Annotated in this window: 21 protein-coding genes and 2 tRNA genes; 8 read left to right on the forward strand and 15 right to left on the reverse strand. The window is 32.6% G+C overall.

What is annotated here, in order from left to right:
* From ACTG3Y_RS09595 to ACTG3Y_RS09620, 6 genes are all read right to left on the reverse strand, one after another.
* Positions 1-1,355 (reverse strand): type I restriction-modification system subunit M (locus tag ACTG3Y_RS09595; RefSeq protein WP_439152705.1); only part of this gene is annotated, 1,355 nt, incomplete at its 3' end.
* Between the two features lie 15 nt (positions 1,356-1,370).
* Positions 1,371-1,559, reverse strand: a complete 189-nt coding sequence (locus tag ACTG3Y_RS09600; protein WP_208153753.1) for a helix-turn-helix domain-containing protein — start codon at positions 1,557-1,559, stop codon at positions 1,371-1,373.
* Positions 1,560-1,692: 133 nt separating this feature from the next.
* Positions 1,693-2,766 (reverse strand): hypothetical protein, encoded by a 1,074-nt coding sequence (locus ACTG3Y_RS09605; RefSeq protein WP_439152706.1) that lies wholly within the window; start codon positions 2,764-2,766, stop codon positions 1,693-1,695.
* A 561-nt stretch (positions 2,767-3,327) separates the two neighbouring features.
* Positions 3,328-3,591 (reverse strand): helix-turn-helix domain-containing protein, encoded by a 264-nt coding sequence (locus ACTG3Y_RS09610; protein WP_439152707.1) that lies wholly within the window; start codon positions 3,589-3,591, stop codon positions 3,328-3,330.
* A 196-nt stretch (positions 3,592-3,787) separates the two neighbouring features.
* The gene (locus tag ACTG3Y_RS09615) at positions 3,788-5,038 is read right to left on the reverse strand and encodes a site-specific integrase (RefSeq protein ID WP_439152708.1); all 1,251 of its coding nucleotides are present in this window, start codon (positions 5,036-5,038) and stop codon (positions 3,788-3,790) included.
* A 235-nt stretch (positions 5,039-5,273) separates the two neighbouring features.
* Positions 5,274-5,361: transfer RNA gene (locus ACTG3Y_RS09620), tRNA-Ser, on the reverse strand.
* 151 nt (positions 5,362-5,512) lie between these two features.
* Here ACTG3Y_RS09620 and ACTG3Y_RS09625 point away from each other — a divergent pair.
* The 4 genes from ACTG3Y_RS09625 (at position 5,513) to ACTG3Y_RS09640 (ending at position 9,430) form a co-directional block, all read left to right on the forward strand.
* Complete coding sequence (locus ACTG3Y_RS09625; protein ID WP_439152709.1) at positions 5,513-6,292, forward strand: DUF3108 domain-containing protein; 780 nt, start codon at positions 5,513-5,515, stop codon at positions 6,290-6,292.
* Positions 6,293-6,296: 4 nt separating this feature from the next.
* Complete coding sequence (locus tag ACTG3Y_RS09630; protein WP_439152710.1) at positions 6,297-6,626, forward strand: FUSC family protein; 330 nt, start codon at positions 6,297-6,299, stop codon at positions 6,624-6,626.
* 78 nt (positions 6,627-6,704) lie between these two features.
* Positions 6,705-7,736: a M28 family metallopeptidase gene (locus ACTG3Y_RS09635; RefSeq protein WP_439152711.1), complete on the forward strand. Its 1,032-nt coding sequence runs from the start codon at positions 6,705-6,707 to the stop codon at positions 7,734-7,736.
* 113 nt (positions 7,737-7,849) lie between these two features.
* The gene (locus tag ACTG3Y_RS09640; protein WP_439152712.1) at positions 7,850-9,430 is read left to right on the forward strand and encodes a M28 family metallopeptidase; all 1,581 of its coding nucleotides are present in this window, start codon (positions 7,850-7,852) and stop codon (positions 9,428-9,430) included.
* 53 nt (positions 9,431-9,483) lie between these two features.
* On the opposite strand, the gene ACTG3Y_RS09645 is transcribed toward ACTG3Y_RS09640, so the two are convergent.
* Together ACTG3Y_RS09645 and bshB1 are read right to left on the reverse strand one after the other, a co-directional pair.
* Positions 9,484-9,559, reverse strand: a tRNA-His gene (locus ACTG3Y_RS09645).
* A gap of 59 nt (positions 9,560-9,618) precedes the next feature.
* Complete coding sequence (gene bshB1, locus ACTG3Y_RS09650; RefSeq protein WP_439152713.1) at positions 9,619-10,341, reverse strand: bacillithiol biosynthesis deacetylase BshB1; 723 nt, start codon at positions 10,339-10,341, stop codon at positions 9,619-9,621.
* Between the two features lie 221 nt (positions 10,342-10,562).
* On the opposite strand from bshB1, the gene ACTG3Y_RS09655 reads away from it, so the two are divergent.
* Genes ACTG3Y_RS09655 through ACTG3Y_RS09665 form a run of 3 tightly spaced genes read left to right on the forward strand, consistent with a single transcriptional unit; the run spans position 10,563 to position 14,793 of the window.
* Complete coding sequence (locus ACTG3Y_RS09655; protein ID WP_439152714.1) at positions 10,563-12,401, forward strand: SLC13 family permease; 1,839 nt, start codon at positions 10,563-10,565, stop codon at positions 12,399-12,401.
* An 11-nt stretch (positions 12,402-12,412) separates the two neighbouring features.
* Positions 12,413-14,050 (forward strand): phosphoenolpyruvate carboxykinase (ATP), encoded by a 1,638-nt coding sequence (pckA, locus tag ACTG3Y_RS09660; protein ID WP_439152715.1) that lies wholly within the window; start codon positions 12,413-12,415, stop codon positions 14,048-14,050.
* A 59-nt stretch (positions 14,051-14,109) separates the two neighbouring features.
* On the forward strand, positions 14,110-14,793 hold the full coding sequence (locus ACTG3Y_RS09665) for a DUF2490 domain-containing protein (RefSeq protein WP_439152716.1): 684 nt from the start codon (positions 14,110-14,112) through the stop codon (positions 14,791-14,793).
* A gap of 1 nt (position 14,794) precedes the next feature.
* Here the strand turns inward: ACTG3Y_RS09665 and ACTG3Y_RS09670 are convergent, their stop codons facing one another.
* Positions 14,795-15,937 (reverse strand): trans-sulfuration enzyme family protein, encoded by a 1,143-nt coding sequence (locus tag ACTG3Y_RS09670; RefSeq protein ID WP_439152717.1) that lies wholly within the window; start codon positions 15,935-15,937, stop codon positions 14,795-14,797.
* A 45-nt stretch (positions 15,938-15,982) separates the two neighbouring features.
* Positions 15,983-16,852 (reverse strand): Brp/Blh family beta-carotene 15,15'-dioxygenase, encoded by an 870-nt coding sequence (locus tag ACTG3Y_RS09675; RefSeq protein ID WP_439152718.1) that lies wholly within the window; start codon positions 16,850-16,852, stop codon positions 15,983-15,985.
* A gap of 104 nt (positions 16,853-16,956) precedes the next feature.
* On the opposite strand from ACTG3Y_RS09675, the gene ACTG3Y_RS09680 reads away from it, so the two are divergent.
* Positions 16,957-17,700, forward strand: coding sequence for a bacteriorhodopsin-like (locus tag ACTG3Y_RS09680; protein WP_439152719.1), 744 nt, complete (start codon positions 16,957-16,959; stop codon positions 17,698-17,700).
* 52 nt (positions 17,701-17,752) lie between these two features.
* On the opposite strand, the gene ACTG3Y_RS09685 is transcribed toward ACTG3Y_RS09680, so the two are convergent.
* The 5 genes from ACTG3Y_RS09685 to ACTG3Y_RS09705 all read right to left on the reverse strand — a co-directional run bounded on the left by ACTG3Y_RS09685 (position 17,753) and on the right by ACTG3Y_RS09705 (position 23,796).
* Entirely contained in the window at positions 17,753-19,051 is a 1,299-nt protein-coding gene (locus ACTG3Y_RS09685) for an MATE family efflux transporter (protein ID WP_439152720.1), read from the reverse strand.
* Positions 19,052-19,373: 322 nt separating this feature from the next.
* Positions 19,374-19,562: a hypothetical protein gene (locus tag ACTG3Y_RS09690; protein WP_439152721.1), complete on the reverse strand. Its 189-nt coding sequence runs from the start codon at positions 19,560-19,562 to the stop codon at positions 19,374-19,376.
* Positions 19,563-19,636: 74 nt separating this feature from the next.
* Positions 19,637-22,834, reverse strand: a complete 3,198-nt coding sequence (gene ccsA / locus ACTG3Y_RS09695; protein WP_439152722.1) for a cytochrome c biogenesis protein CcsA — start codon at positions 22,832-22,834, stop codon at positions 19,637-19,639.
* Positions 22,835-22,939: 105 nt separating this feature from the next.
* Entirely contained in the window at positions 22,940-23,389 is a 450-nt protein-coding gene (mscL, locus tag ACTG3Y_RS09700) for a large conductance mechanosensitive channel protein MscL (protein WP_439152723.1), read from the reverse strand.
* A gap of 56 nt (positions 23,390-23,445) precedes the next feature.
* A complete protein-coding gene (locus tag ACTG3Y_RS09705) occupies positions 23,446-23,796 on the reverse strand; it encodes a group III truncated hemoglobin (protein ID WP_439152724.1) in 351 nt (116 codons plus the stop codon).
* Between the last annotated feature and the right edge of the window lie 60 nt (positions 23,797-23,856).

Consider the following 23,856-nt stretch of genomic DNA (forward strand, 5'->3'; position numbering starts at 1 on the left):
ATATATTTAATATCTTTTTTACTATCAAACATTTCCATTATTTGGACAATATGTTCATCTTTAAGAATATTAATATTCCCCTCTTTTTTAAAGAAATCTTCACCATTTACATTTATAAATTGAGTTGTATTAACAGTTTTGTTTTTTGAAAGCACCAAAATATCTACAGATATAGAAGTTCCAAAGAAGAGGTTTGGTGCTAAGGAAATAATAGTCTCAACGTAATTATTATCTACCAGATACTTTCTTATTTTTTGTTCTGCCCCACCTCTGTAAAAAATTCCAGGAAAACAAACCAAAGCAGCTCTTCCTTTGCTAGATAAATAGCTTAACGAATGTAATACAAATGCAAAATCTGCTTTAGATTTTGGCGCTAAAACACCTGCAGGTGCAAAACGGTCGTCATTAATCAAAGTAGGGTCATCACTACCTTTCCATTTTACAGAATAAGGCGGATTAGATACAATAGCATCAAATGGTTTGTCGTCGCCTAACTGAGGGTTAATAAGCGTATTACCAAACACTATATGAAACTTATCGTAGTTGATGTTATGTAAAAACATATTCATACGTGCTAAGTTATAGGTGGTATGGTTTATTTCTTGCCCATAGAACCCTTCCTCGATAATATGACTGTCAAAGTGTTTTTTTGCTTGTAAGAGTAAAGAACCTGAACCTGCAGCAGGGTCATAAATTTTATTTACTTTTTCCTGTTTGTGCATTGCTAATTGAGCAATAAGCTTGGAAACACTTTGAGGTGTGAAAAATTCGCCTCCAGACTTACCTGCATTTGCTGCATAATTAGATATAAGAAACTCATAAGCATCACCAAATAAATCGATTTGGTTGTCCTCGAAATTACCAAATTTTAAGCCTTCTACACCTTTTAAAACTGATGCAAGTCGACTATTTTTATTTTCAACAGTATTACCAAGTCGGTTACTTGTGGTATCAAAATCTGCAAATAAACCTTTTATATCTTGCTCTGATGGATAGCCATTTGCAGAACTTTCTATAGCTGTAAATATAGCGGCTAAATCTGTATTTAGGTTTTCGTTATCGTTAGCATTTTTAGCAATGTTAACAAACAATTGACTTGGATAAATAAAATATCCTTTAGTTTTTATGGCATCATCTTTTATTTCAGGTGTAATTACATCATCTTGTAGGTTAGCATAATTTACGCTCTCATCACCAGCTTCAATATAATTGGTAAAATTCTCGCTGATAAAACGGTAGAAAAGTGTACCTAATACAAAGTGTTTAAAGTCCCACCCATCTACAGAGCCACGTACTTCGTTAGCTATTTTCCATATTTGAGCTTGTAATTCGGCTCTTTGGCTTGTGCTTGTCATTTTTATATGCTGTTGTTAATTTTCAATTAAAAGGTCACTTACCTTTATATTTAATATTTCCGCTATTTGATAAAGTACTTCCAAACTTGGTTGCTTACGATTTTGCACGTAGCCATTAACTGTATTGAAACTCTTACCTAATTGCTCTGCAAGCCATACTTGCTTAACTCCTCGTTCTTCGAGGACTTCTTTAATCCGGTTCATAGGGAATTATTTTGAATGTTAAATATAGTATTTACTTTGTATTAACACATCGTATTACGTTATATTTTTATAATAAGACTAAAACGAATTAATAAACCCAAATAACCCAATGGTTTGTTTAGGTTTTACTGGGTTAGTTTTTACTGTAACCATATTGAAGGTTAAAGTGTTCTAAATATGTATCGATAATTTCGTATTCACCATCTTTTGACGATAAAAAATAAGGAAGGATTTTACTTATTGATAAATTGCCTTTTAATAAGTCATCTGCATAAGCTGTAAATGAATGCGTGATTTGTAATTCATTTCTATACTTTAATGCTGTTTTTAATTGCTGTTTTATTCTTTTTGTGACTACCAATTTAGTTTTACTTTTTGCTCTTGAATAATCATCATCTTTATTATACATTTCAATTCTTTTGTTGTAAATCCTTTGTAATTCATCAACCATTTGTTCAACATAATCATTCTCATCAACAATTTTTTGTTCAATGTATTTTAGTTTATTAACTGCTATTGAATCGAATGCAAAGAATTTGTTTAAAGACGGTCTGTGTTCTTCTTCAAAATACTTTTCAAGATATTCACAAAGAAATTCTATTTCATAATTTTTTAAAGCACGGAATAAATCAATATCATTAAATTTCAGCGCCGTTGGTGAAATATTTTTTTGATATTTAAGAGAAGCTAAATAATCATTAAAAAAAGAGAGAACATCTTCCCCTTCAGATTCGCTGTTATATTTTTCTTTTTTATTTACTTCTTCTTTATTATTCTTTATATTATTCTTTTGTAGGTAGTTGTCAACTAAAGGGATAAAGAAATCAGACAAATGCTTACTAAAATCAGAAGATAGTTGACCGTTATTAGACAACTGATATATTTTAGGTATTAAATCAACTATTTTAGGGTAGTGAACAGTAAAAAACTTTACTCTTGGCATCCCTTTAATTTCTGTTGATATAATACCAAGGTCTTTGAATCTTCTAATTATAGAATTTAAAGAGTGTTTTTTAATTCCTGTTTCTTGTCTGATAGTTTCTGAACTATGAAAGAACTCTTTTTGTTTTTTAAAAGCCATTCCTTTAACTACTATATACTCAAAAAAAACAACCTCTTCACAATTGAAGAAGTCATAATTGTATCGGTTTAGTTTTAATATATTAATGGCTAAAGGATGCTTATCCTTCTTTTTTAATTTTTGCATCTGACCTACTGAATTAAATTTATTATTACTGTTTATTCACATTATGATTTCTAAATACGCTACCGCAATTTGCATATATTATATACCAACGTCCACTAGCTAATTGATACATCTGAATATTAGTACAGATGACTTATGCCCACTTATGCCCATAAGAACCCTTATACCTATGCATATATTTATTATAGTAGATAAATATCACTTTTTCTACTAAAAATATAACACAAATAAGCAAGAGGGTCGCAAAAACCGCTCGTTTTAGCACTCGTTTTTCCGCTATGCATCGGTGTTAGCTATCGACAAAACTCATAATGAGTAAATACATGCATTTTTTGGCGTGGGTTGACGGTTCTTGTGGCGGATGCTCTCTCGTAATTTTGCTTCTGCGAAAATTGAGGTGTATTAGCATCGGCAATCATTGCCCACTTTCACTAACTTCGAGTACTGTACTACAAACCAGCAGTTGCATCTCGCCTCATGCTGTAAGTTCGTATGTCGTTTGAGTTAAGGTCTAACCATTAAAAACACCTTTGTTTGTTCAAGACAATATTTGGGCAATTATTATGCGCTTTTGTTTTGGGTTAAAATTCTAACTACATCGTCATACTCATAGTACATTGTTTTACCCATTTTGGTAAAGGGTAGTGTACCATTGATTCGTAAATTCTGCAACGTACCTGCTGAAATATTTAATAGCTCACGTACGTCTGCTGATTTTAACCACTTTTTTTGCTCGTTTTGGCTTCCTAAAATTGTCTTCAGTTCTGTAATGATTTCCTGTTTTAGAGTCTTTAAATCATCCTTTGTAATTACTTCAAATGTCATTCTATATTAAAACGTATTAAAAGGTGTAAACACCTGATTTATATTGTGTTAATTTACGATATTTTGACCTTTACATAAAACAAACTTATTAACAGTTATAAACAAAAAAGACACTCTATTAAAAGCGTAAACCCTTGAATTAACAAGGGTTTTGAGCGGTTTTAAGAAATTTGTTTAACGTTATTGTGTGTAAGTGTTAATTGGCTATTCTCTTGGAAGCGTCAATATTACTTTTGTCTGCAAATTTTTGTTTTAAAATTGCCATATCATCACTCACTTTTCTATCCAATATTTTAGCATAATGTTGAGTCGTTTTTAATGATTTATGACCTAACATTTTGCTTACGGATTCCATTGGCACACCATTAGACAATGTTACCGTAGTTGCAAAGGTATGACGAGCTAAATGTGTGGTTAAGTTTTTATTAATACCACACAAGTCTGCTATCTCTTTTAAATACGCATTAGACTTTTGATTGCTCAATACAGGAAGTAATACACCCTTTGTTGCTGCTTCTGGATGGTTCTCGTATTTCTTTATAATCTCTAAAGCTGTAGGAAGTAGTGGAATATTACTGCGTGTATCGGTTTTAGTACGCTTTGTCTTTATCCACTTATCGCCATCAATACCAAATACCAAATTATCTTTTGACAGCTTCTTAACGTCGCTATACGCTAAACCAGTAAAGCAACAGAATATAAAAATGTCTCTTACTTGCTCTAAACGATTGGTGTGCAATTCTTTTTCGAGCATTGTTTGTATTTCTTCTTCTGAAAGGAATTGACGTTCCACTTCTTTTAAGCGGACTTTATAATTAAGAAATGGGTCTTTTTTAATCCAATCATTCGCTATTGCAATGCGTACAATCTTTTTAAAGTTCTTGATATACTTGATTGTACTGTTATGTCCGCAGTTTCTAACGGTTTTTAAATAGAACTCAAAATCTGTGATATACTTGTGGTCAATTCTGTTTACAGGTATATCACTTACATTGTATTGATGTTGCATAAACTCTTGTAGATGCTTACACACCGTTTTATAGCGTTCTAAAGTTCCTGCTGAAAACTCTCTACCTACCAATTTTTCAACTTGCTTGTTGTGATTATTAAAGATGGTTATGAGTGTTCTTTGTTTTTCTTCAACGCCTAAAAACTTGTTTTTAAGGGTTTCGGTTGTAACCTCTTTGTTATCTTGAATTAAGTCTCTTTGGCTTTGATATACTTTTGTAGTAAGTGAATCTAAATAGGCATTTAGCTCTCGTATATCTTCTGTTCTTCCAATAGCTTTATTAGCTTCAACGCTCCATTTCTCAATCTCAATGGTACGTTTTGTACTAATCTCTGTACGCTTACCATCTATGGTAATACGTAGATAAATAGGGCAATTGCCCTGTGCATCTACTTTACTCTTTTTTAAGTAGAATAATAATCCAAATGTTTTGTTCATTCTGGTGACCTTTAATTATACATTAATTTACGAAATATCGAGGTCTTTTAATTGATTTATATCGCTGATTTATAAACAGTTATAAACAATTAGGTGACCTAATTAAGGTTATAAAAAGGTCACCTAATAGGTCACCAACAGAATGGTTTTTAATACATATTTTGATGTTTTGGGTAAAATAAAAAGTCCCATAAACATTGAGTTTACAGGACTTTCGTCGATTTTGAATAAATCTTGGCGGAGAAAGAGGGATTCGAACCCCCGGAGGTGTGACCCTCGCTGGTTTTCAAGACCAGTGCATTCGACCGCTCTGCCATTTCTCCAATAGCGGATGCAAATATAGAATCCTTTTTGTTGTAGCCAAAAGGATTTATAGTTTTTTTATTAATTATAAAATTAGTAACATTTAAGAATGCATTGTATTTTCGGCACAATAAATGTTATGAATAACGTTATTATCTAAAGTCAATTTTTATGAAACATTACTTTTTATCATTCGCATTATTAATTTGTTGCTTAAGTTTTGGTCAAAACAATACCATTCCAGCTGGTGAGAAACTTGTGTATACAGCATCGTATAATATGTCTGGTATTCTAACAGATATTGCCCAAGTAAAAATGGAAACTAGCGAGGTTAAAACATCTAAAAATACCTTACTTAGATTAAAATGTACAGCAGCTACTTATAAAAAATGGGATAACTTTTTTAAAATCAGAGATTTATATGAAAGCTATGTTAATCCAAATACTTTAGTTCCTTATCTCTACAAACGCGATATCAGTGAAGGAGGTTATTATAAGTTTATGCAATATAAATACAACCATAAAACCAAACTTGTAAAAAGCCTCAAACGAAAAAGACGTAAAGATGGTGTCAAGTGGGACGAAAATAACACTGTAAAAATAGGTGCCAATACTAAAGACTTAGTAAGTACGCTCTATAACATTCGTAATCTAGATATTTATAAAGCAAAACCTGGCGACTCTCAAGATTTCACTGTTTTATTCGATAATAAAGAAACAGTAATTACGGTAAAGTACATCAGTAAAGAAACTATTTCAACCAATATAGGTAAGAAAGAATGTTATAAACTAGCAATTGCAATTAAAGGCAGCGATATTTTAAAGGGTACGAATGCCAACTTAATTTGGCTTACTGCAGACGAAAATAAGATACTTGTATTTGCAAAATTTAAAATTCCGGTTGGTAATGGTGAATTAAAAATTGTATCTGCAACAGGACTTAAAAGTTAGCATTATGAAAAAACTATTTATCATTCTAGGTTTTATTTCTGCTATTTTAGCAGTAGTATTAGCTGTTACTCCACTTTCAAATTTAGCGATATTCCCAATTGCTATTGCATTTATAAGCGGATTGGTGATTGTTTTTATTTCTAAAAAGCAACAAAAAAAATCTAAGTCAATTCAATATATTTTTCTTTTATTAATCATTGCTCTAGTTCTTACAATCTATAAAGATGTGTTTAATACCACAGAGGTTGGAGATACGGAACAATTAGATCAAAGAGTAGAAGAAAACTTAGAAGACTCAAAAGAATTACTCGAAGGTATAGACATGAATGAATAATTTTCTTGAAAATTCATTTAAAGTTGAAGAAAGCATATCATTCATTTAACTTATTTTAGCAAAAATTTGAAGTTTTAAATGAAGGTAATAATTGCATCTGCACTTCTTTTGGTCGGTTCTTGTGCCACACTTAGGCATAGCGAAAAAATTGTAAATCTTAAAGAAAGTATTAAATACGAAAATGAAGCCATTGTCTCAGAATATTTAAGTACTATTAATACTTCAGATTTAAAAATACATGTCGAAGAAGTTGCTTCAGACAAATACAATGGCAGAAAAACTGGTGAAGATGGACATAATAAAGTATGCGATTATATAAGAACTTATTATCAAAGTCAAAATATTTTTGCCCCAAAGTCTCATCCTAATTACTACCAAAAAGTTCCAAAAGAAGTATTACCAGATAACTTAAATGATTCTCAAAATATAATTGCCTATATAGAAGGAAGAGAATTCCCAAATGAATATATATATATTGCTGCACACTCGGATCATGAAGGTATTATAAATGGTGAAATATATAATGGTGCAGATGATAATGGATCAGGTACTGCTGCAGTTTTAGAGATGGCTGAGGCTTTTAGTAAAGCTAAACGAGAAGGAAATGGTCCAAAAAGAAGCATTGTGTTTTTACACGTCACAGCTGAAGAAGTTGGTCTTTACGGATCTAAATACTATACTAACAATCCTGTTTTTCCTTTAGAAAATACTATTGCTACCTTAAATATAGATATGATTGGTCGTGTAGATACAAGACATGAAGAAGATGACAAATACATTTATGTTATTGGAGCTGATCGAATGAGTACAGAACTGCATTACATCACAGAAAAAGCAAATAAAACATTTACCAATTTAGAATTAGATTATACGTTTAATGACTCAGGAGATGTTAATCGTTACTATTATCGTTCTGATCATTATAACTTTGCTCTTAAAGGTGTGCCTGTGATTTTCTTTTTTAACGGTGAACATGAAGATTACACACAACCTACAGATACTGCAGAAAAAATTAATTATTCTTTACTTGCTCAACGAACAAAACTAATTTTCTCCACAGCCTGGTATTTAGCAAACTCGCAAAAACGACTAAGTGTAAAAATAATCTGATGTTAAAGTTTGTTAAAAGAAATTTAGAGCAAACTCAAGGCCTTTATTATTTCGTAATTTGAAGCGCTAATTAACTAATGGTGAGCGAATTCTTACTATAAATTTATTAATTCATGAAAAAACTACTTTATATTTTTTGCGCTACATCTTTAATAATGGGCTGTGGCTCATCATCAAAAAGTACTTTACCCGCTGTAAAAGCTCCAGAAGTTGAGACAGTAAATTCACAACAATATGCAGCTACAATTACTTCTGAAGAATTAGAGACAATGCTGTATAAATATGCTTCTGATGAGTTTGAAGGACGTGAAACCGGTAAAAAAGGACAAAAAATAGCAGTAGAATATTTGAAGGCATTATATGTGGAGATGGGTATTTCTAGCCCATTTGGTGGAGATGACTATTTTCAAGAGGTACCACTAGAAAAACAAAGTATTTCTGAAGCAGAAATTTCTGTAAATTGTAAAAACTTTGAAAGTTTTAAAGATCATGTAGTTTTAAGAGCTTCTGGAAGTAGTGAAATGTCAATTAATGAGATGGTTTATGTTGGTTATGGAATTGATGATGATAAATATTCAGATTATGAAGGTATTGACGTTAAAGGAAAGATTATTTTAGCAAAAGCTGGAGAACCTAAAGATGCAGATGGTAATTATGTGACTTCAGGTACTTTTGAAGATACTAAATGGACCAATGGTCGCCAATCATTATCCAGTAAGAGAGACGCGGCTAACGATAATGGAGCTGCAGGATTGTTATATATGGATGATAGTTTATTTGCCATGTATGCACCTTATTTTCAAAGGCAAGCGTCATCAGGTGGGTCTGGTCGACTTTCATTAAAAAGTAATGAAAAAGAGATGATGATGCTTATGGTAAGTGAGAACTTAGGAAAAGCGTTGCATAGTGAAATAACTGAAGATAATTCAGCTAAAACTATAAACACAGAACTAAGCTTAGCTATTGAAAATAAGTCAGAAAACGTTTTATCAGAAAATGTACTAGCATACATCGAAGGCTCTGAAAAACCAGATGAAATTATAGTCATATCTGCACATCTAGATCATGAAGGTATTAAAGATGGTGAAGTTTATAATGGTGCAGATGATGATGGTTCTGGTACTATTGCTATTATAGAAATTGCGGAAGCATTTAAAATGGCAGAAAAAGCTGGTCATGGCCCGAAGCGAAGTATTCTATTTTTACATGTAACTGGCGAAGAAAAAGGGTTACTTGGTTCTAGACACTACACTGACAATGACCCTGTATTTCCACTAGAAAATACAGTTGCAAATCTAAATATTGATATGATCGGCAGAATTGATCCTAAAAGAACAGAAGGAGAAAGAAATTACGTTTATCTTATAGGTAGTGATAAGTTGAGTACAGATCTACATAATATTTCAGAAGAAGTAAATTCAAAATATACTAACGTAGAACTTGATTATACCTACAATGACAAAAACGATCCGAATCGTTTTTACTACAGATCAGATCATTATAATTTTGCTAAGAACAATATTCCAGTAATATTCTATTTTAATGGGACTCACGATGATTATCACAGACCATCAGATACACCTGATAAGATCGAGTATGACCTGTTAGAGAACAGAGCTCGTTTAGTTTTCCATACCGCTTGGGAAGTAGCTAATAGAGATGAAAGAATAGTAGTTGATAAAGCCACAGAATAAGGTTTAGTGAACTTCACAAAAAAAGCCTTTCAAATTTGAAAGGCTTTATTTTTGGGTGGAAGATGGGACTCGAACCCACGACATCTGGTACCACAAACCAGCGCTCTAACCAACTGAGCTACAACCACCATTTTAATTAGGACTGCAAATGTAAAATATTTACATTTTTCTACAAAGTGTTTTTTAGCTTATTTTAAATCAAAAAGACTATTAACAGCAGGATATCTTTCAACCGTAAATCCTTCAGCAAATTCAACACCAATTAAACGACCTAAATTGAGTGCGCGATACTTTATACTATCGGTAAAATTCTTACTGGAAATAGGTGTTTCTGGCTCATCACTTTTAGGATCAAAAAACTGTGTTCTGTACGCCATAACAGATTCCATTTTCTTATCCATAAACCCTGTAACATCAACAACTACATCAGGTTCTATATCTTTCCACTGACTATAGTGGTAAACGGCTTTAGGACGCCATGCATCTTGTATAGACTTGTCATCTTTATAAACTGTTTCAATTTTTCTAAGCCCACTTAAAAAACAAGAATCACTTACTAAAGCACTACCCTTTCCATGATCAATGTGCCTATCTTCAATAGCATTACATAACACTATTTCTGGTTTATAATATCGAATCATTTTTATCAGCTCCAATTGATGGTCTTTATCATTAATAAAAAAACCATCGGCAAATCTCATATTTACTCTAGTTTTTACACCTAATATTTTACCAGAATTAAAGGCTTCTTCATCTCGAATTTCTGCATTGCCTCGTGTCCCTAATTCACCTCTGGTAAGATCTATAATACCAACTTTTTTTCCGTTTACAACCTCTTTAGCTATTGTAGCTCCGCAACCTAATTCTACATCATCTGGATGTGCTCCAATGGCTAATATGTCTAATTTCATACGTTTTTTCGTTTTCTTGAATGTCAAAAATATTAAAAAGAAGATAGAAGTCAGCTATCTTTTTATTACGCAAACGGTTTCGATTGATAAAACATGCATTATATTTTAAAAATACTCACTAAAATTGAAAAATTCGAAAATCAACAAAAGCATGACATTCGTCATAATTTTTGGCTCTTATTGCCAGTAACTTTACAGTATAATTACAGACAGTAGTCATTATGAGCTTAATGCTAGCCATTTTAATAATCACCATCGCCTTATTTATATGGGGAAAATTTACGCCAGACATTATAGCTCTAATTTCTATGCTCAGCTTATTTCTTTTTGGTATTCTATCACTAAGTGAAACTTTAAGCGGGTTTAGTAACTCTACTGTGATTATGATTGCTGCCCTATTTATTATAGGAGAAGGGCTGTCTCAAACTGGTTGGACTGCTTTAGCAGGCCAAAAATTCATAAAAATAGCAGGAAAAAGTACAACTAAGCTTCTATTAATTACCACCGTGGGATCTGGTTTACTATCTGGTGTAGTAAGCAATACAGGTACCGTTGCAACGCTTATGCCTGTAACCATTTCATCTGCATGGAGTATTGGTACTTTACCATCAAAATTACTAATGCCTGTTGCTTTTGGGTCTAATACTGGTGGCTTACTAACACTTACAGGTACACCACCAAATATTATTGTAAATAATACAATGTTAGAGAGTGGACTAGAAGGATTTTCATTTTTTGAGTTTGCTTTAATTGGTCTACCACTGTTATTAATCGCACTACTCTATTTTAGATATGTTGGCTATAAATTACTTCCAAATAATAAAACCAACAATAAACCTGTTGATATCAGTACTACTTTACACAAATGGATTGAAGCTTATAAAGTAGATGATGACTACTACAGACTGAGAATAAGATCAGTATCGCCATTACTTAATACTAAACTAGGAGAATGGGATTTTGAAAACACGCATAAGGTGTCTATAATAAGAATAAAACGAAGACATCCAAATGTACTAAAAGGAAACAATCCTTTCATTGAGTTTCCTACAAACAGTACTGAATTCTTGTATCATGATATAATTACAGTAAAAGGAGATACTGAGGCAATTAATGCTATAATGATAAAATTTAGATTAGGCCTTTTACCATTAGAACCAATTAAAGATGAATTAAAAAACAATCTTATTAATCAAGAGGTTGGTATGGCAGAAGTCTTGGTTACGCCAAAGTCTGTTCTTGTAGGTCGTAAAATACGACTAGGTAATTTCTTTAAAAGATTTGGTGTACAACTAATGGCTGCCTCTAGAAATAATATTCCATTTACAGAAAGAGAAATTACAGTAAAAGCCGGAGATGCATTTTTAATAAGAGGTATCTGGAGTGATATAGAACAATTAAAACAACATCACGAAAACTTAGTGATTTGCGGTAGTCCCGAAGGGATGGCTAAGACCGTAACCAACATTACCTATAAATCTTATATCGCCATCTTTGCTCTAATTCTAATGATTGTATTATTAGTATTTAAATTAGTACCAGGTGCGATTGCGGCCTTAATTTCTGCTGGTATTGTTTTAATTTCAGGCTGTATACCTATAAGCAAGGCATATAAAGGAATTAGCTGGATAAGTGTAATAATGATTGCAGCAATGATACCAATGGGTTTAGCATTACAAAAAACTGGTACGGCAAAGCTAATTGCAAATGGCCTAGTTGAATCTTTAGGTAGTGTGCATCCTATAGCATTATTAGCTGGTGTATTTTTATTGACTACTGGTTTTAGTCAGGTTATAAATAATTCGGCTACAGCAGTTTTAATGGCGCCAATTGTAATAATTGCAGCCAATACATTAAATCTTTCAGCAGCACCCTTTATGATTGCAGTTGCGATTAGCGCTTCTACAGCGTTCCTTACACCTGTAGGGACAACCACTAATGCTATGGTAATGGCTGGCGGTGGTTATAAATTCACTGATTACTTAAAGGTAGGTGCTCCCTTGCTTCTACTTTTCTTAATAACAACATTAATATTAGTGCCAATTATTTGGCCATTTTAAACTTTAAACTCATGGAAACATTATTAAAAGAACCGATTATGAAAACAAGAGATCTTACAAATTACGGCATTAAAGATGCCCAAGCGCACTGGAATTTATCTCCAGAAAAATTACAAGCCATGACCGTTGAAAAAGGAATGGGTAGTGAAACTGCTAATGGTACATTAGCCATTAATACTGGTAAATTTACCGGGCGTTCTCCTCAAGACCGTTTCTTAGTTAAGGATGATTATACTAAGGACCGAGTTTGGTGGGGGAAAACCAATAAAGGGATTTCACCAGATAACTTTGACTATTTACAAGGAGAAATAGAAAACTATTTAAGTGGAAAAGAAATTTATGTTAGAGATGGCTACGTTTGTGCTGATCCTAAATACAAAATGAATGTTAGAACTATAACAGAATATCCTTGGTCAAATATGTTTATTTACAACATGTTCTTAAGACCTGAAGCTTCTGAATTAGAAAATTTTGAAGAAGAATGGTTGGTCTTATGTGCACCAGGTTACGAGTGTCCAGAACCAGCTAAATATGGTATTAGACAAGGTAACTTTTCAATTTTAAACTTTACTAAAAAAATTGCACTCGTTGGTGGATCTGCTTATACAGGTGAAATGAAAAAGGGAATTTTCTCTGCTTTAAATATGATTTTACCAGTTGATAAAAATGTATTACCAATGCACTGTTCTGCTAACGTAGGCGAAGAGGGAGATACAGCTATTTTCTTTGGGCTATCTGGTACTGGTAAAACAACATTGTCCGCTGATCCGGATCGTAAACTAATTGGTGATGACGAACATGGTTGGACAGCAGAAAACAGAATTTTCAATTTTGAAGGTGGCTGTTATGCAAAAGTTATTGACCTAGCTGAAGAAAAGGAACCAGACATCTTTAGAGCTATTAAGCCAGGTGCTATTTTAGAAAATGTGGTTTTTAAGGATAATAATGAAGTAGATTATATGGATAGTAGTATTACACAAAATACGCGTGTGAGTTATCCTATTTATCATATTGATAATATCCAACAGCCATCTTATGCAGATAATCCTAAGAATATTTTCTTCTTAACCTGTGATGCCTTTGGTGTATTGCCTCCAGTATCAAAATTAACACCAGGACAAGCAGCTTACCACTTTATTTCTGGTTATACAGCAAAAGTTGCTGGTACAGAAGCTGGCATTACTGAACCCGTACCATCATTCTCAGCATGTTTTGGTGAACCTTTTATGCCATTACACCCAACAAAATATGCAGAAATGCTAAGTAAAAAAATGCAAGAAGCAGGTGTTAACGTTTGGTTACTAAACACTGGCTGGAGTGGCGGACCTTATGGTGTTGGTTCTCGTATTAAATTAAAATATACAAGAGCAATGATTACTGCGATTCTTAATGGCGATTTAGATAGCGTAGATTATGAGCAACATCCAATATTTGGGTTAAATATGCCAAAGTATATTCCTAATGTACCAACAGAAATATTAGACCCAATGAATACCTGGTTACAAAAAGGAGCTTATGTAAGTAAAGCTATTCAGTTGGCACACTCTTTCCACTTGAATTTTGAAAAATTTGCAAGTGAGGCTTCCGAACAAATTATAGAAGGAGGTCCATTAATTGATGAACACCATCACTTAAACGACCATGTATAATAATTCCATGACTGAAAAGAGCCCAGAAATGGGCTTTTTTTTATTTGTATACCTACAATATGAAAATTGCATTTTACCTACTACTAATCACCTTGTTTTTTCAAACACATTTGTACGCTCAAAATACTGGAGAAAATCAATTTGGTGCCTGGTACGAGATTACATCATCTAATAAAATAACTAAAAAACTTAGTATAAGCGCTTCATTTACCAATTGGGATTATGAGTTACCTGCAGATAAAGAACATCTACTTTTAGGTATTGTAGGTTTAAATTATCATTTTAGCAATAACGTTATTTTTGGTGCTAGCTATGCCCTTGGAGACATTGATTCCTCTTTTGATGTTAATAATATACCTCATACCAAAGAAAATAGAATTATTGAGCAATTAATATTGTTACACAATTTAGATAAAATTGATTTTTCCCATAGATTTAGATTAGAGCAGCGATTTCTAGAATTCCCAACGGAAAATGTACTTAAACACAGAATACGCTATAGATTTAAGCTTAAATTCTCTTTAAATAGAACCATCTTCATATCTACATATGATGAAATCCATTTTAACTTAAATGAATTTGATTTTCAGCAAAATAGAGCTTTCGCTGGTCTTGGCATTAAGATCAATAAAAACATCAATATAGTATTCGGTTACGTTAGACATTCGTTTAAGACTAAGAGCTTTAACCGTCTATCTCTGCAATTAAACTTAAAATTCGATTTTAGAGCAACTAATAATTAGGTTACTTATTTTCTAAAGCCTGTTCTATATCATGCTTTAAATCTCTAATTTCCTCTATACCTACTGAAAACCTTATCAATTGATCACTGATTCCTATTCTATCTCTTTCATCCTGAGTTAATAAGGAATGTGATGTTAAATGTGGTGACAGCATAGTACTTTCAATACCGGCTAAACTCATAGACGATTTTATAAGCTTTAATTGCTTCTGAAATTGGTAAGAATCCAAATCATCAGTTAACTCAAAAGATAGCATAGCACCAAAACCCTTCATTTGAGATTTGGCCAATTTATACTCAGGATGTGATTTAAGTCCAGGATAATAGACTTTAGAAACCTTAGGATGTTTATCTAGCCATTTTGCCATTTTCATGGCATTTTTGGTCTGTGCTTTTACACGAAGCCCCAAAGTTTTCATACTTCGTTCTAACATCCAAACGGTCATATCACTGAGACTTCCACCGAGGTTTTTACCAACATTCCATATACGTTCTATATGTGCTTCAGTGCTTGCAACCGCTCCTGCACAAATATCACTATGTCCTCCAAAATATTTTGTTGCAGAATGCATTACCATATCTATACCTAAATCTATAGGGTTTTGATTTACAGAAGAAGCGAAAGTATTGTCTATAGATGTTATAATGCCTCTAGACTTACCCAAATTAGCAATAGCTTTGATATCTGTTATTGTCAATAACGGGTTTGACGGAGTCTCTATATGAATCAATTTTGTATTAGGCTTTATGGCTTTTTCAAAATCAACTACAGAGTAGCCATTTGTAAATGTGTATTCTATACCATATTTTGGAAATTCTTCTTTAATAAAATTCACCGTACCTCCATATAAAGTATTTTGTACAACTAAATGGTCACCTTTTTCCAAAAAAGCTAAAAACATAGTGCTAATGGCTGCCATACCTGAGCCAAATATTAAAGCAGATTCAGTATTTTCTAAAGCAGCAATTTTTTTTGCTAAGTACTCTTGATTCGGTGTATTAAAATAACGTGGATAACGTTTTACATCAACATCTAAAAATTCATAAGATGAACTTAAATACATTGGGGAAACTGCACCTTTAAATTGTTCATCTTTAATCTCACCAACGTGCGTACAAATGGTATTTAATCCTAATTTTTTCATAGAGTAAAAATATGAAATTAGCACATAAAAATTCTAGTATAATATCTAATTCTTATTTAAAAAATACATGACTATAACATGCGGTATTGTTATAGCGGCGAGAAATGCAAAAAATAGAGTTATAAACTGTATCTGAAAATAGGTTGTCGCATAATACAGTATTAATAATCCTAATACTGATATAAGCCAATAGACAAATGATGATTTTATATATTTTATCAAATTAGCTTTATTAGTCGTTCCATATAAGGCTTTAATCTGATCCATTAAACTCGGTATAGAATGCCATACTATAAAATAAATCGCAAATGCCCATAATAGCCCAGCCAATTTAAAAAGTATGGCAAACAATAAGATTAAAAATACTTCTTGAAAGTGATTAACCTCTATTTTTAGATTCTTAAAATTTAGAACATAAAATAAAATGGTTAAAATCATACCAGCTACCATAAACCAAAAGAAATGCGACTCAGCTAGCGTATACCCTGTAAGTTCGCTTATAATTAATGAAGTGTTTTCAGAATTAAAATAAAAAAGTAATCCAAAAATCAATACACCATAACTAAAGAAAAGAAGGTTACTTACAGAGCTTTGTTTTATTATCTGATTATGAAAATGCTGCTCTCCAAAATGATAACAGCTTACAGTTACAAAAAACAGTAAAGCTATTGTTGGATATAAAACGAATGCAATTACGGTGATTAATACAACCACTATATAAAAAACTAAATACTTATTAGTTGGTTTGTTTTTGGTTGTTAATACTTTAATAAGTGAAATATCATTTGAACCATGTACTATTCCTATGGTTAATATAAAAAAGTAAGATAAATACTCTTCATAAGTAGATCCAATCTGAATTGTTAACCAAAAAAGAAAAACGGTTAATATTAGGTTAAATAGAGGGTATTTCATACTACAAAAGTACAAATATTGAGTTTTGTTTATGTTTTTTATGAAAATTTTAAACATTTTTTGTTTAATTTTTTATAAATTTGCTTAAACAAAAAATATATAAGATGAAATTACTAACCATTTTTTTAGCAGAAGTAAGCCAAATGGCTACTGATGATTACGTAGGCTTCACATTCTTTGTAGGATGTATGGCTATGATGGCCGCTTCGGCCTTTTTCTTTTTATCAATGAATTCATTTGATAAAAAATGGAGAACTTCTATTTTAGTTTCTGGACTAATAACTTTTATTGCAGCGGTTCACTATTGGTACATGAGAGACTATTGGGCTTCTTTCGCAGAATCACCAACGTTCTTTAGGTATGTGGATTGGGTATTAACAGTACCGTTGATGTGTGTTGAATTTTATTTAATACTTAAAGTAGCTGGAGCCAAAAAAACATTAATGTGGAAATTGATTGCACTATCAGTTGTAATGCTTGTAACAGGTTACTTTGGCGAAGCAGTTTACACTACTGGATCAGGTCCTGCACTATGGGGTTTAATTTCAGGATTAGCATACTTTGCTATTGTTTACATGATTTGGTTTGGAGAAGCAAAAAAATTGGCAGAAAAAGCTGGCGGAGCGGTTTTAAAGGCACACAAAACTTTATGTTGGTTTGTGCTAGTAGGATGGGCAATTTATCCTCTTGGTTATATGGCAGGAACAGAAGGTTGGTACGACGGTGTTGCAAACTTAGGATTGAACATGGATGTTATCTATAACTTCGGTGATGCTGTAAACAAGATTGGATTTGGATTAGTAATTTATGGTTTAGCTGTTGCAGCAACATCTAAAGCTGAAGCATAAGCTTATACTCAAGAATAATTTTAATTAAAACCTCTCGTTTCGAGAGGTTTTTTTATACCTTAATAGTTTTCCAATTGCCTTTTTTAAACCAGTAGACACCAATTAATGTTATTAAAATTTCTGCTAATGTAATCGCTAGAAATACACCTATTGGTCCAATATCAAAAGTTAATGCCGTCAAATAAGCGAATGGTAATTGAAATAACCAAAAACAAATAAAATTAATCCAAGTTGGAGTTTTTGTGTCACCAGATCCATTAAAAGCATTAATTATTACCATACCATAGCCATAAAAGACATAACCAGCCGCCATTATTCTAAGGCATAGGGCTCCATTGTCAATCACCTCAGGCTCTTGTGTAAACCATTCTATAATTTCTGGTGCAAAAATTAAGTAAACTATAGACACAAGTCCCATAAAAATAGCACTGTATTTACCTGTTTTCCAAACAGAGTCTTCAGCCCTACTTGGTTTATGAGCTCCTAAATTTTGCTCTACTAATGTAGCCGCAGCGTTACTCATTCCCCAAGCAGGCATTAGGGTAAACATCATAACGCGTATTGAAATTGTGTAACCTGCCAGGACTTCACTACCAAATTCACTCATAATTCTCATTAAGAACACCCAAGATGATGTACCAATTAAAAATTGTCCAATGCCTCCCAAAGAAACCCTAATTAAGTTTAACATTACAACAACACGTAAAACAAGATCTTTTACGGTTACTTTAATTTTACTCCAACCAAAGAATAACACTAAAATTTGAAATATAACTGCCGTCCCTCTTCCAATAGTAGTTGCTATTGCCGCACCTTTGACTCCATAAGCAGGTATTGGTCCAAATCCAAAAATAAATATCGGATCTAAGATAATATTCAAACCGTTAGACAACACCAATGCCCACATGGCTATAGATGCATCTCCTGCTCCTCTAAAAATAGCATTGATTAAGAATAACAACATAATGGTTACATTTCCACCAAGTAAAACCTGAGTATAACCATAACCCTCTGCAATCAATTCTTGCTCTCCACCCATAAATTGGAGAATTTTCTTAGGATAAAAAACACCAACAGAACTAATGATTGCAGCAACAAATATTCCTAAAAAAATAACCTGCACAACTGCTTGTGAAGCTCCTTCTCTATCCTTTTCTCCAATTCGTCTTGCGACTATCACTGTGGCAGCCATACTCAAACCAATAGCAACGGCATATACTAATGTTATAACAGATTCTGTAAGCCCAATTGTTGCAACAGCATTGACACTAACTTGCGATACATAAAATATATCAACAATTGCAAAAATAGATTCCATTAGCATCTCCAGGATCATAGGTATAGAAAGCATAAAAACAGCTCTTCGAATACTGCCTAATGTAAAATCTTGTTCCTACCAGAAACCGCTATTCTTAAGTATTTAAAAAATTGAGATGGTGTAATCTTTTTAATAGACATAATCAGCGCATAACATGAATAAACGGAATTAAAAAATATATGTCCAGATAGAAAACTTACGCTTGATTATTATAGGTATTTAAAAATTACAAGCAGAATATACGGAGGCGAATAACTCCTAGTTATTCTTTTCAATTTTATTATAAGCCCGAATCATTAACAATGCCCATAACACAACCAACACTATAACTACAACAGAAAACCATAAAACTATATCATTTGCCACCATGGTCAATAAGTTTTAAGTAAATCATTACACCTAACAGTGTTGGTGCCCATAGCCCTATAAATATGCCATACATTTGATCTCCAGTTAAAAATAAATATTCTGCAACAAGAATTATTACTGCGCACAATAAAAGCATCAACAAGTTTGCAGTTCCTAATTTTTTGAAGTAATCCATTTTGAAGGTTCGTTTTAAAATTTCAATTTAAGAAAAATACTGGACCAATATAAGTTTGCGCAAGCAAAAAAAGATTATTTTTTGTAGTGAATCTTATACTTTCGGTAAGCAAAAAAGGCTAAAGCAAATATTACAACTAAATAAATGGCGATAAATTGAAAACTAATTATCTGATCTCCGCTTGCATAAGCGTGTAATCCAGACAAATAAAAGTTTACACCAAAATAGGTCATTAAGATACTACAGAATGCTAAGACCGACATAAAGCTATAGAGCCATCTACCTCTCAGCCCAGGGACTAAACGCATATGAATTACAAAGGCATATATCATAATACTTATTAATGCCCAAGTTTCTTTAGGGTCCCAACCCCAATATCTTCCCCAACTTTCATTTGCCCACATACCACCTAAAAAATTACCAATTGTTAGCATAACCAAACCAACGGTTAATGCCATCTCATTAATTATGGTTAATTCCTTAAGATTCAGCAGCATCTTATCTTTATTCTTTTTTGTAGTAAATACCATGAGTAAGAGAGCTACTATTCCCAATATCCAACCTAATGCAAAAGGACCGTAACTAGCTACAATAACTGCAACATGTATCATTAACCAATAACCTTGAAGAACTGGTTCTAAATTTGCAATCGCTGGATCCATCCAATTCCAATGCGCCACCATTAAAATTATGGAAGCTACAAAAGCAGTAGATGCCATAGTCAAATCACTCTTTCGTCCAAATAATAACCCAAATAGCATTGTTGCCCATGCTACATAAATCATAGACTCATAAGCATCACTCCAAGGCGCATGACCAGACAAGTACCATCTTACAATTAAACCAACTGTATGTGTAATAAATAAACCAACAATGATAACTTTAAATACATTGACACTAATGTTTAACGCTTTATTATTTGCATTAAAAATTTGAAAAATTAACAGTATAAATAATAGGGTTCCGGCATACATATACCAGCTAAAAAGACGCTTAAATATGTCGTATTTATTATATAAGATCTCTGCCTTTATTTTATCGTCGGAAAGCATAACCTCACTTCCCAGCTGCTGTTGTGTTTTTTTGAAATTTTCTAAAAGACTATTGGCATTTTTAAAATCTCCAGATTGTTTGGCATTATTTAAGGTCATTAAATAAAAACTAAAACCATTATTAATAAAATTTCCATAAAGGGAATCTTTTATAGTTTCTTTATAGCCTTCATTTCTATATTCTAGTGAAGATATCCATTTATTATTTTCATCTTCAGGTACAGGAAAAATCTTTAATGATCTTCCTTCAAGTGCATCAGACAACAAGCTTAATCTACCGTAAGCTTCTTTGACTTCTTTTTGAAATCCATTAGGAACCTGTGCTTTGTAGGCTTCATCTAAATAAGGTCCTAATTTATTTCTCCCTTCTGGTGTGAAGAAATCGAGTAAACTAACATATTTTTCATCATAGTCTACTCCAATTATTGTTCTTATTGAATCTGCTTTTCTAGGCTTTAGATAAATAATAGGCACATTGTACCACAACATTGGACTCTCTTGTATAGAAAGAAAGATTTGAGTGGCATTAAAATCCTCATAAGTATCCTTTTTACTTAATTTTCTGAGCATTTCAGAAGCATAAGTATGCACTGGCATCATTCTACCGCTATAATCCTGTATCACCAATTCAGCAAACTTATCTGCATGTTCTTTTGGTGCAATATTCTTGCTTAAGATTGAATCTATTTGTTGTTTTGATGGTTCTTCAGCATGATCATGACCGTCATCTGCAGAATGTTCTTGAGCAAAACCTGAAAAACTGAGCAGTAAAGCAATTATGGTAACTAATTTAGATTTCTTTGTTCTTACTTTCTCTAGTAACTTTCTAAGATCATCAAAACGTGTATGTTTGGCAAAAAGAATAGCCATTAAACCAAAGTATAAAAGCATATAACCTGCATATGTGAGTAATGTTCCCCAACGATCGTGGTTTACTGAAAGTATGGTACCCTTCTCATCTGGATCAAAACTCGCCTGAAAGAAACGATAGCCTCTATGATCTAAAATATGATTCATGTAAATATGGTAATCAAAATCGCCTTCTTTTTCATCTAATACAGTAATCTTACTCTCATAAGATGAATATGCTTTCTCTGTTCCTGGATATTTTTCGGCAATAAAATCGTTCAGTTTTACTTTAAATGGTAATTCCTCTACTCTAGATCCATATTGTAAAGAAATATCTAATCCACCAACAGTCACATCTTTAAAACCGTTATACCTTCCTTTACCACCTAGCAGATTCACACTTTTTGTTTCACCATTTGCTGTTATGTCTAAAACAATACCGTCTTCATCGCTTTTGAGAATCTGTGGTTTTTTTACAACATCAAAAACACCTTTTACAACTCCCTTAGGAAAAACCATTACCAAATTGTCACCTATTATGTATTGCGATCTAATCAATAATGGCTGAATACTATCCTTTACAAGCTTTCCTCGTTGACTAGTTGCCATAGTAAAAACTTCACCTTCAAATGGAGACTGAATAAAAATACCATCATCTGTATTGGTAATATTGATAGCACCCTCTTGATATTTATTTAATGAAATTAAAATATTATGAAGACTAGAAACTTCTCCGTCCTTTAAGAAATGATTGTGTGACCCTCCATCACCAGCCTCTACTATTTTCAGGTAACTTTCACCTGATTCATCAGGAATTATATCTGTCTCTGCACCTTTAATAAACTTCTGAAGTTTAAAATTTACTGGTATGTTATCATAAACAATAGTTTCGTCGAAGTCGTTATTTAATCGTTCGGAAAAGTCGACTTCACGCTGAAAATTGTAGCGTTGCAAAACATCATTAATTTTATAATCTCCAACAACATATGCAGTGACGTAAGTTTTTTGAGATAAGAATTGACTTTCAGTGGCTCCTTCCCTAATACTCATCATGCCTTCATAGCCAATGTAGCGCGTTACACCAGCACCAACAATTATTAATATCCATGCTAAATGAAGTATCAATGTGGCCCACTTTTCTTTTCTCCAAAGTCTATACCTACCAATATTTCCAACAAAATTTATAACAAAAATGACCATGATAGTTTCAAACCACCAAGCATTATAAATGAGTTGTCTGGTGTAAGGCGTCGGAGAGGTATCCATGTTTCTGTCTAGAATTGTCCCAGTTGCCATAGCAACAGCAAAAACAATAAATAGAACAGCGGTAAGTCTCGTGGAGAATAAGAATTTTACGATTTTCTTTTGCATAGCTATTGGCTTATTTTAAGCTCGTGCAAAGATAGGTTTTTTTGATGATTTAAGTAAACTGATTTACTTATCAAAAACCGTTAAATTTTTTGAAAATATTTTCAATTATTTTGAAATCTTAGTCTTAAGAATAGTATTCTGTTCTTCCATCAGTTCTTTTAATTGTGCTAACAACTCTACATCCTTCGGCGTTACGACAGTTGTGTCTTTGGCATCTTGTGCTTTAGACCTCAACCTATTCATAGATTTTACAACTATAAAAACGGTAAAGCCTATAATTATGAAGTCTAAAAAAACTTCGATTAACGCACCGTAAGCTATAGTGACTTCACTGGTAGTTATAGCACCAGTTGCATCAGTGATTGCGTCTCTTAACACCAACTTTTTATCCTGAAAATTTACGCCGTCAGATAACAAAGATAATGGAGGTAAAATAACTTGTTTGGCCAATAAATCTATAACCTTATTAAAGGCTCCACCAATGATAATACCAACAGCCATATCCATCATATTACCCTTAACTGCAAATTCCTTAAATTCTTTGAGAAGTTTCATACGTTTCAAATTAGATTATAATAAAACGTAAATTTATAAAGAAGCTAATTTAAATGCTAAGTATTTCTGGCTTCAAAAATTTTAAGGTAGATAAATGTTCCCATTTTGCGTGCACGACGCTTGGCATTTTCTGCGTTGTCACCTTCATATAATTCGTTGATAGTTTGAGACCAAAGATTTAGCCAAATACCAAAATGCAACTCATTAATAGAATGATTGAATGCCTTGTCTACTTTAATGTGAGCTTCCAATGGATCTCCGTAGTAACGGGTTTTTAAGAATAGACTAGACTCCCAAAAAGTAGTTAAATGCTGCAAATGCGCATCCCAATCTTTTATCGTCTCATTAAAAAAAGGTCCAAGAATCTCATCCTGACGAACTTTTTTATAAAATTCTTCAACCAACATAAAAACATCGTCTCTGGTTTTAATATCTTTTTTTTCATGTGTAAACCAAAGTTATTCTTT

The sequence above is a fragment of the Winogradskyella sp. genome, from assembly GCF_965656915.1.
Classification (GTDB): domain Bacteria; phylum Bacteroidota; class Bacteroidia; order Flavobacteriales; family Flavobacteriaceae; genus Winogradskyella.

What these genes read in the sequence shown, in the direction of transcription:
- ACTG3Y_RS09680 (WP_439152719.1), top strand. Translation starts at nt 16,957, where the DNA reads ATGAAATTACTAACCATTTTTTTAGCAGAAGTAAGCCAAATGGCTACT.
- pckA (WP_439152715.1), top strand. Translation starts at nt 12,413, where the DNA reads ATGGAAACATTATTAAAAGAACCGATTATGAAAACAAGAGATCTTACA.
- ACTG3Y_RS09685 (WP_439152720.1), bottom strand. Translation starts at nt 19,051, where the DNA reads ATGCTTTCTATACCTATGATCCTGGAGATGCTAATGGAATCTATTTTT.
- ACTG3Y_RS09610 (WP_439152707.1), bottom strand. Translation starts at nt 3,591, where the DNA reads ATGACATTTGAAGTAATTACAAAGGATGATTTAAAGACTCTAAAACAG.
- ACTG3Y_RS09605 (WP_439152706.1), bottom strand. Translation starts at nt 2,766, where the DNA reads ATGCAAAAATTAAAAAAGAAGGATAAGCATCCTTTAGCCATTAATATA.
- ACTG3Y_RS09640 (WP_439152712.1), top strand. Translation starts at nt 7,850, where the DNA reads ATGAAAAAACTACTTTATATTTTTTGCGCTACATCTTTAATAATGGGC.
- ACTG3Y_RS09670 (WP_439152717.1), bottom strand. Translation starts at nt 15,937, where the DNA reads ATGAAAAAATTAGGATTAAATACCATTTGTACGCACGTTGGTGAGATT.
- ACTG3Y_RS09655 (WP_439152714.1), top strand. Translation starts at nt 10,563, where the DNA reads ATGAGCTTAATGCTAGCCATTTTAATAATCACCATCGCCTTATTTATA.
- mscL (WP_439152723.1), bottom strand. Translation starts at nt 23,389, where the DNA reads ATGAAACTTCTCAAAGAATTTAAGGAATTTGCAGTTAAGGGTAATATG.
- ACTG3Y_RS09705 (WP_439152724.1), bottom strand. Translation starts at nt 23,796, where the DNA reads ATGTTGGTTGAAGAATTTTATAAAAAAGTTCGTCAGGATGAGATTCTT.
- ACTG3Y_RS09625 (WP_439152709.1), top strand. Translation starts at nt 5,513, where the DNA reads ATGAAACATTACTTTTTATCATTCGCATTATTAATTTGTTGCTTAAGT.
- ACTG3Y_RS09675 (WP_439152718.1), bottom strand. Translation starts at nt 16,852, where the DNA reads ATGAAATACCCTCTATTTAACCTAATATTAACCGTTTTTCTTTTTTGG.
- ACTG3Y_RS09635 (WP_439152711.1), top strand. Translation starts at nt 6,705, where the DNA reads ATGAAGGTAATAATTGCATCTGCACTTCTTTTGGTCGGTTCTTGTGCC.
- bshB1 (WP_439152713.1), bottom strand. Translation starts at nt 10,341, where the DNA reads ATGAAATTAGACATATTAGCCATTGGAGCACATCCAGATGATGTAGAA.
- ACTG3Y_RS09615 (WP_439152708.1), bottom strand. Translation starts at nt 5,038, where the DNA reads ATGAACAAAACATTTGGATTATTATTCTACTTAAAAAAGAGTAAAGTA.
- ccsA (WP_439152722.1), bottom strand. Translation starts at nt 22,834, where the DNA reads ATGCAAAAGAAAATCGTAAAATTCTTATTCTCCACGAGACTTACCGCT.
- ACTG3Y_RS09630 (WP_439152710.1), top strand. Translation starts at nt 6,297, where the DNA reads ATGAAAAAACTATTTATCATTCTAGGTTTTATTTCTGCTATTTTAGCA.
- ACTG3Y_RS09690 (WP_439152721.1), bottom strand. Translation starts at nt 19,562, where the DNA reads ATGGATTACTTCAAAAAATTAGGAACTGCAAACTTGTTGATGCTTTTA.
- ACTG3Y_RS09665 (WP_439152716.1), top strand. Translation starts at nt 14,110, where the DNA reads ATGAAAATTGCATTTTACCTACTACTAATCACCTTGTTTTTTCAAACA.
- ACTG3Y_RS09600 (WP_208153753.1), bottom strand. Translation starts at nt 1,559, where the DNA reads ATGAACCGGATTAAAGAAGTCCTCGAAGAACGAGGAGTTAAGCAAGTA.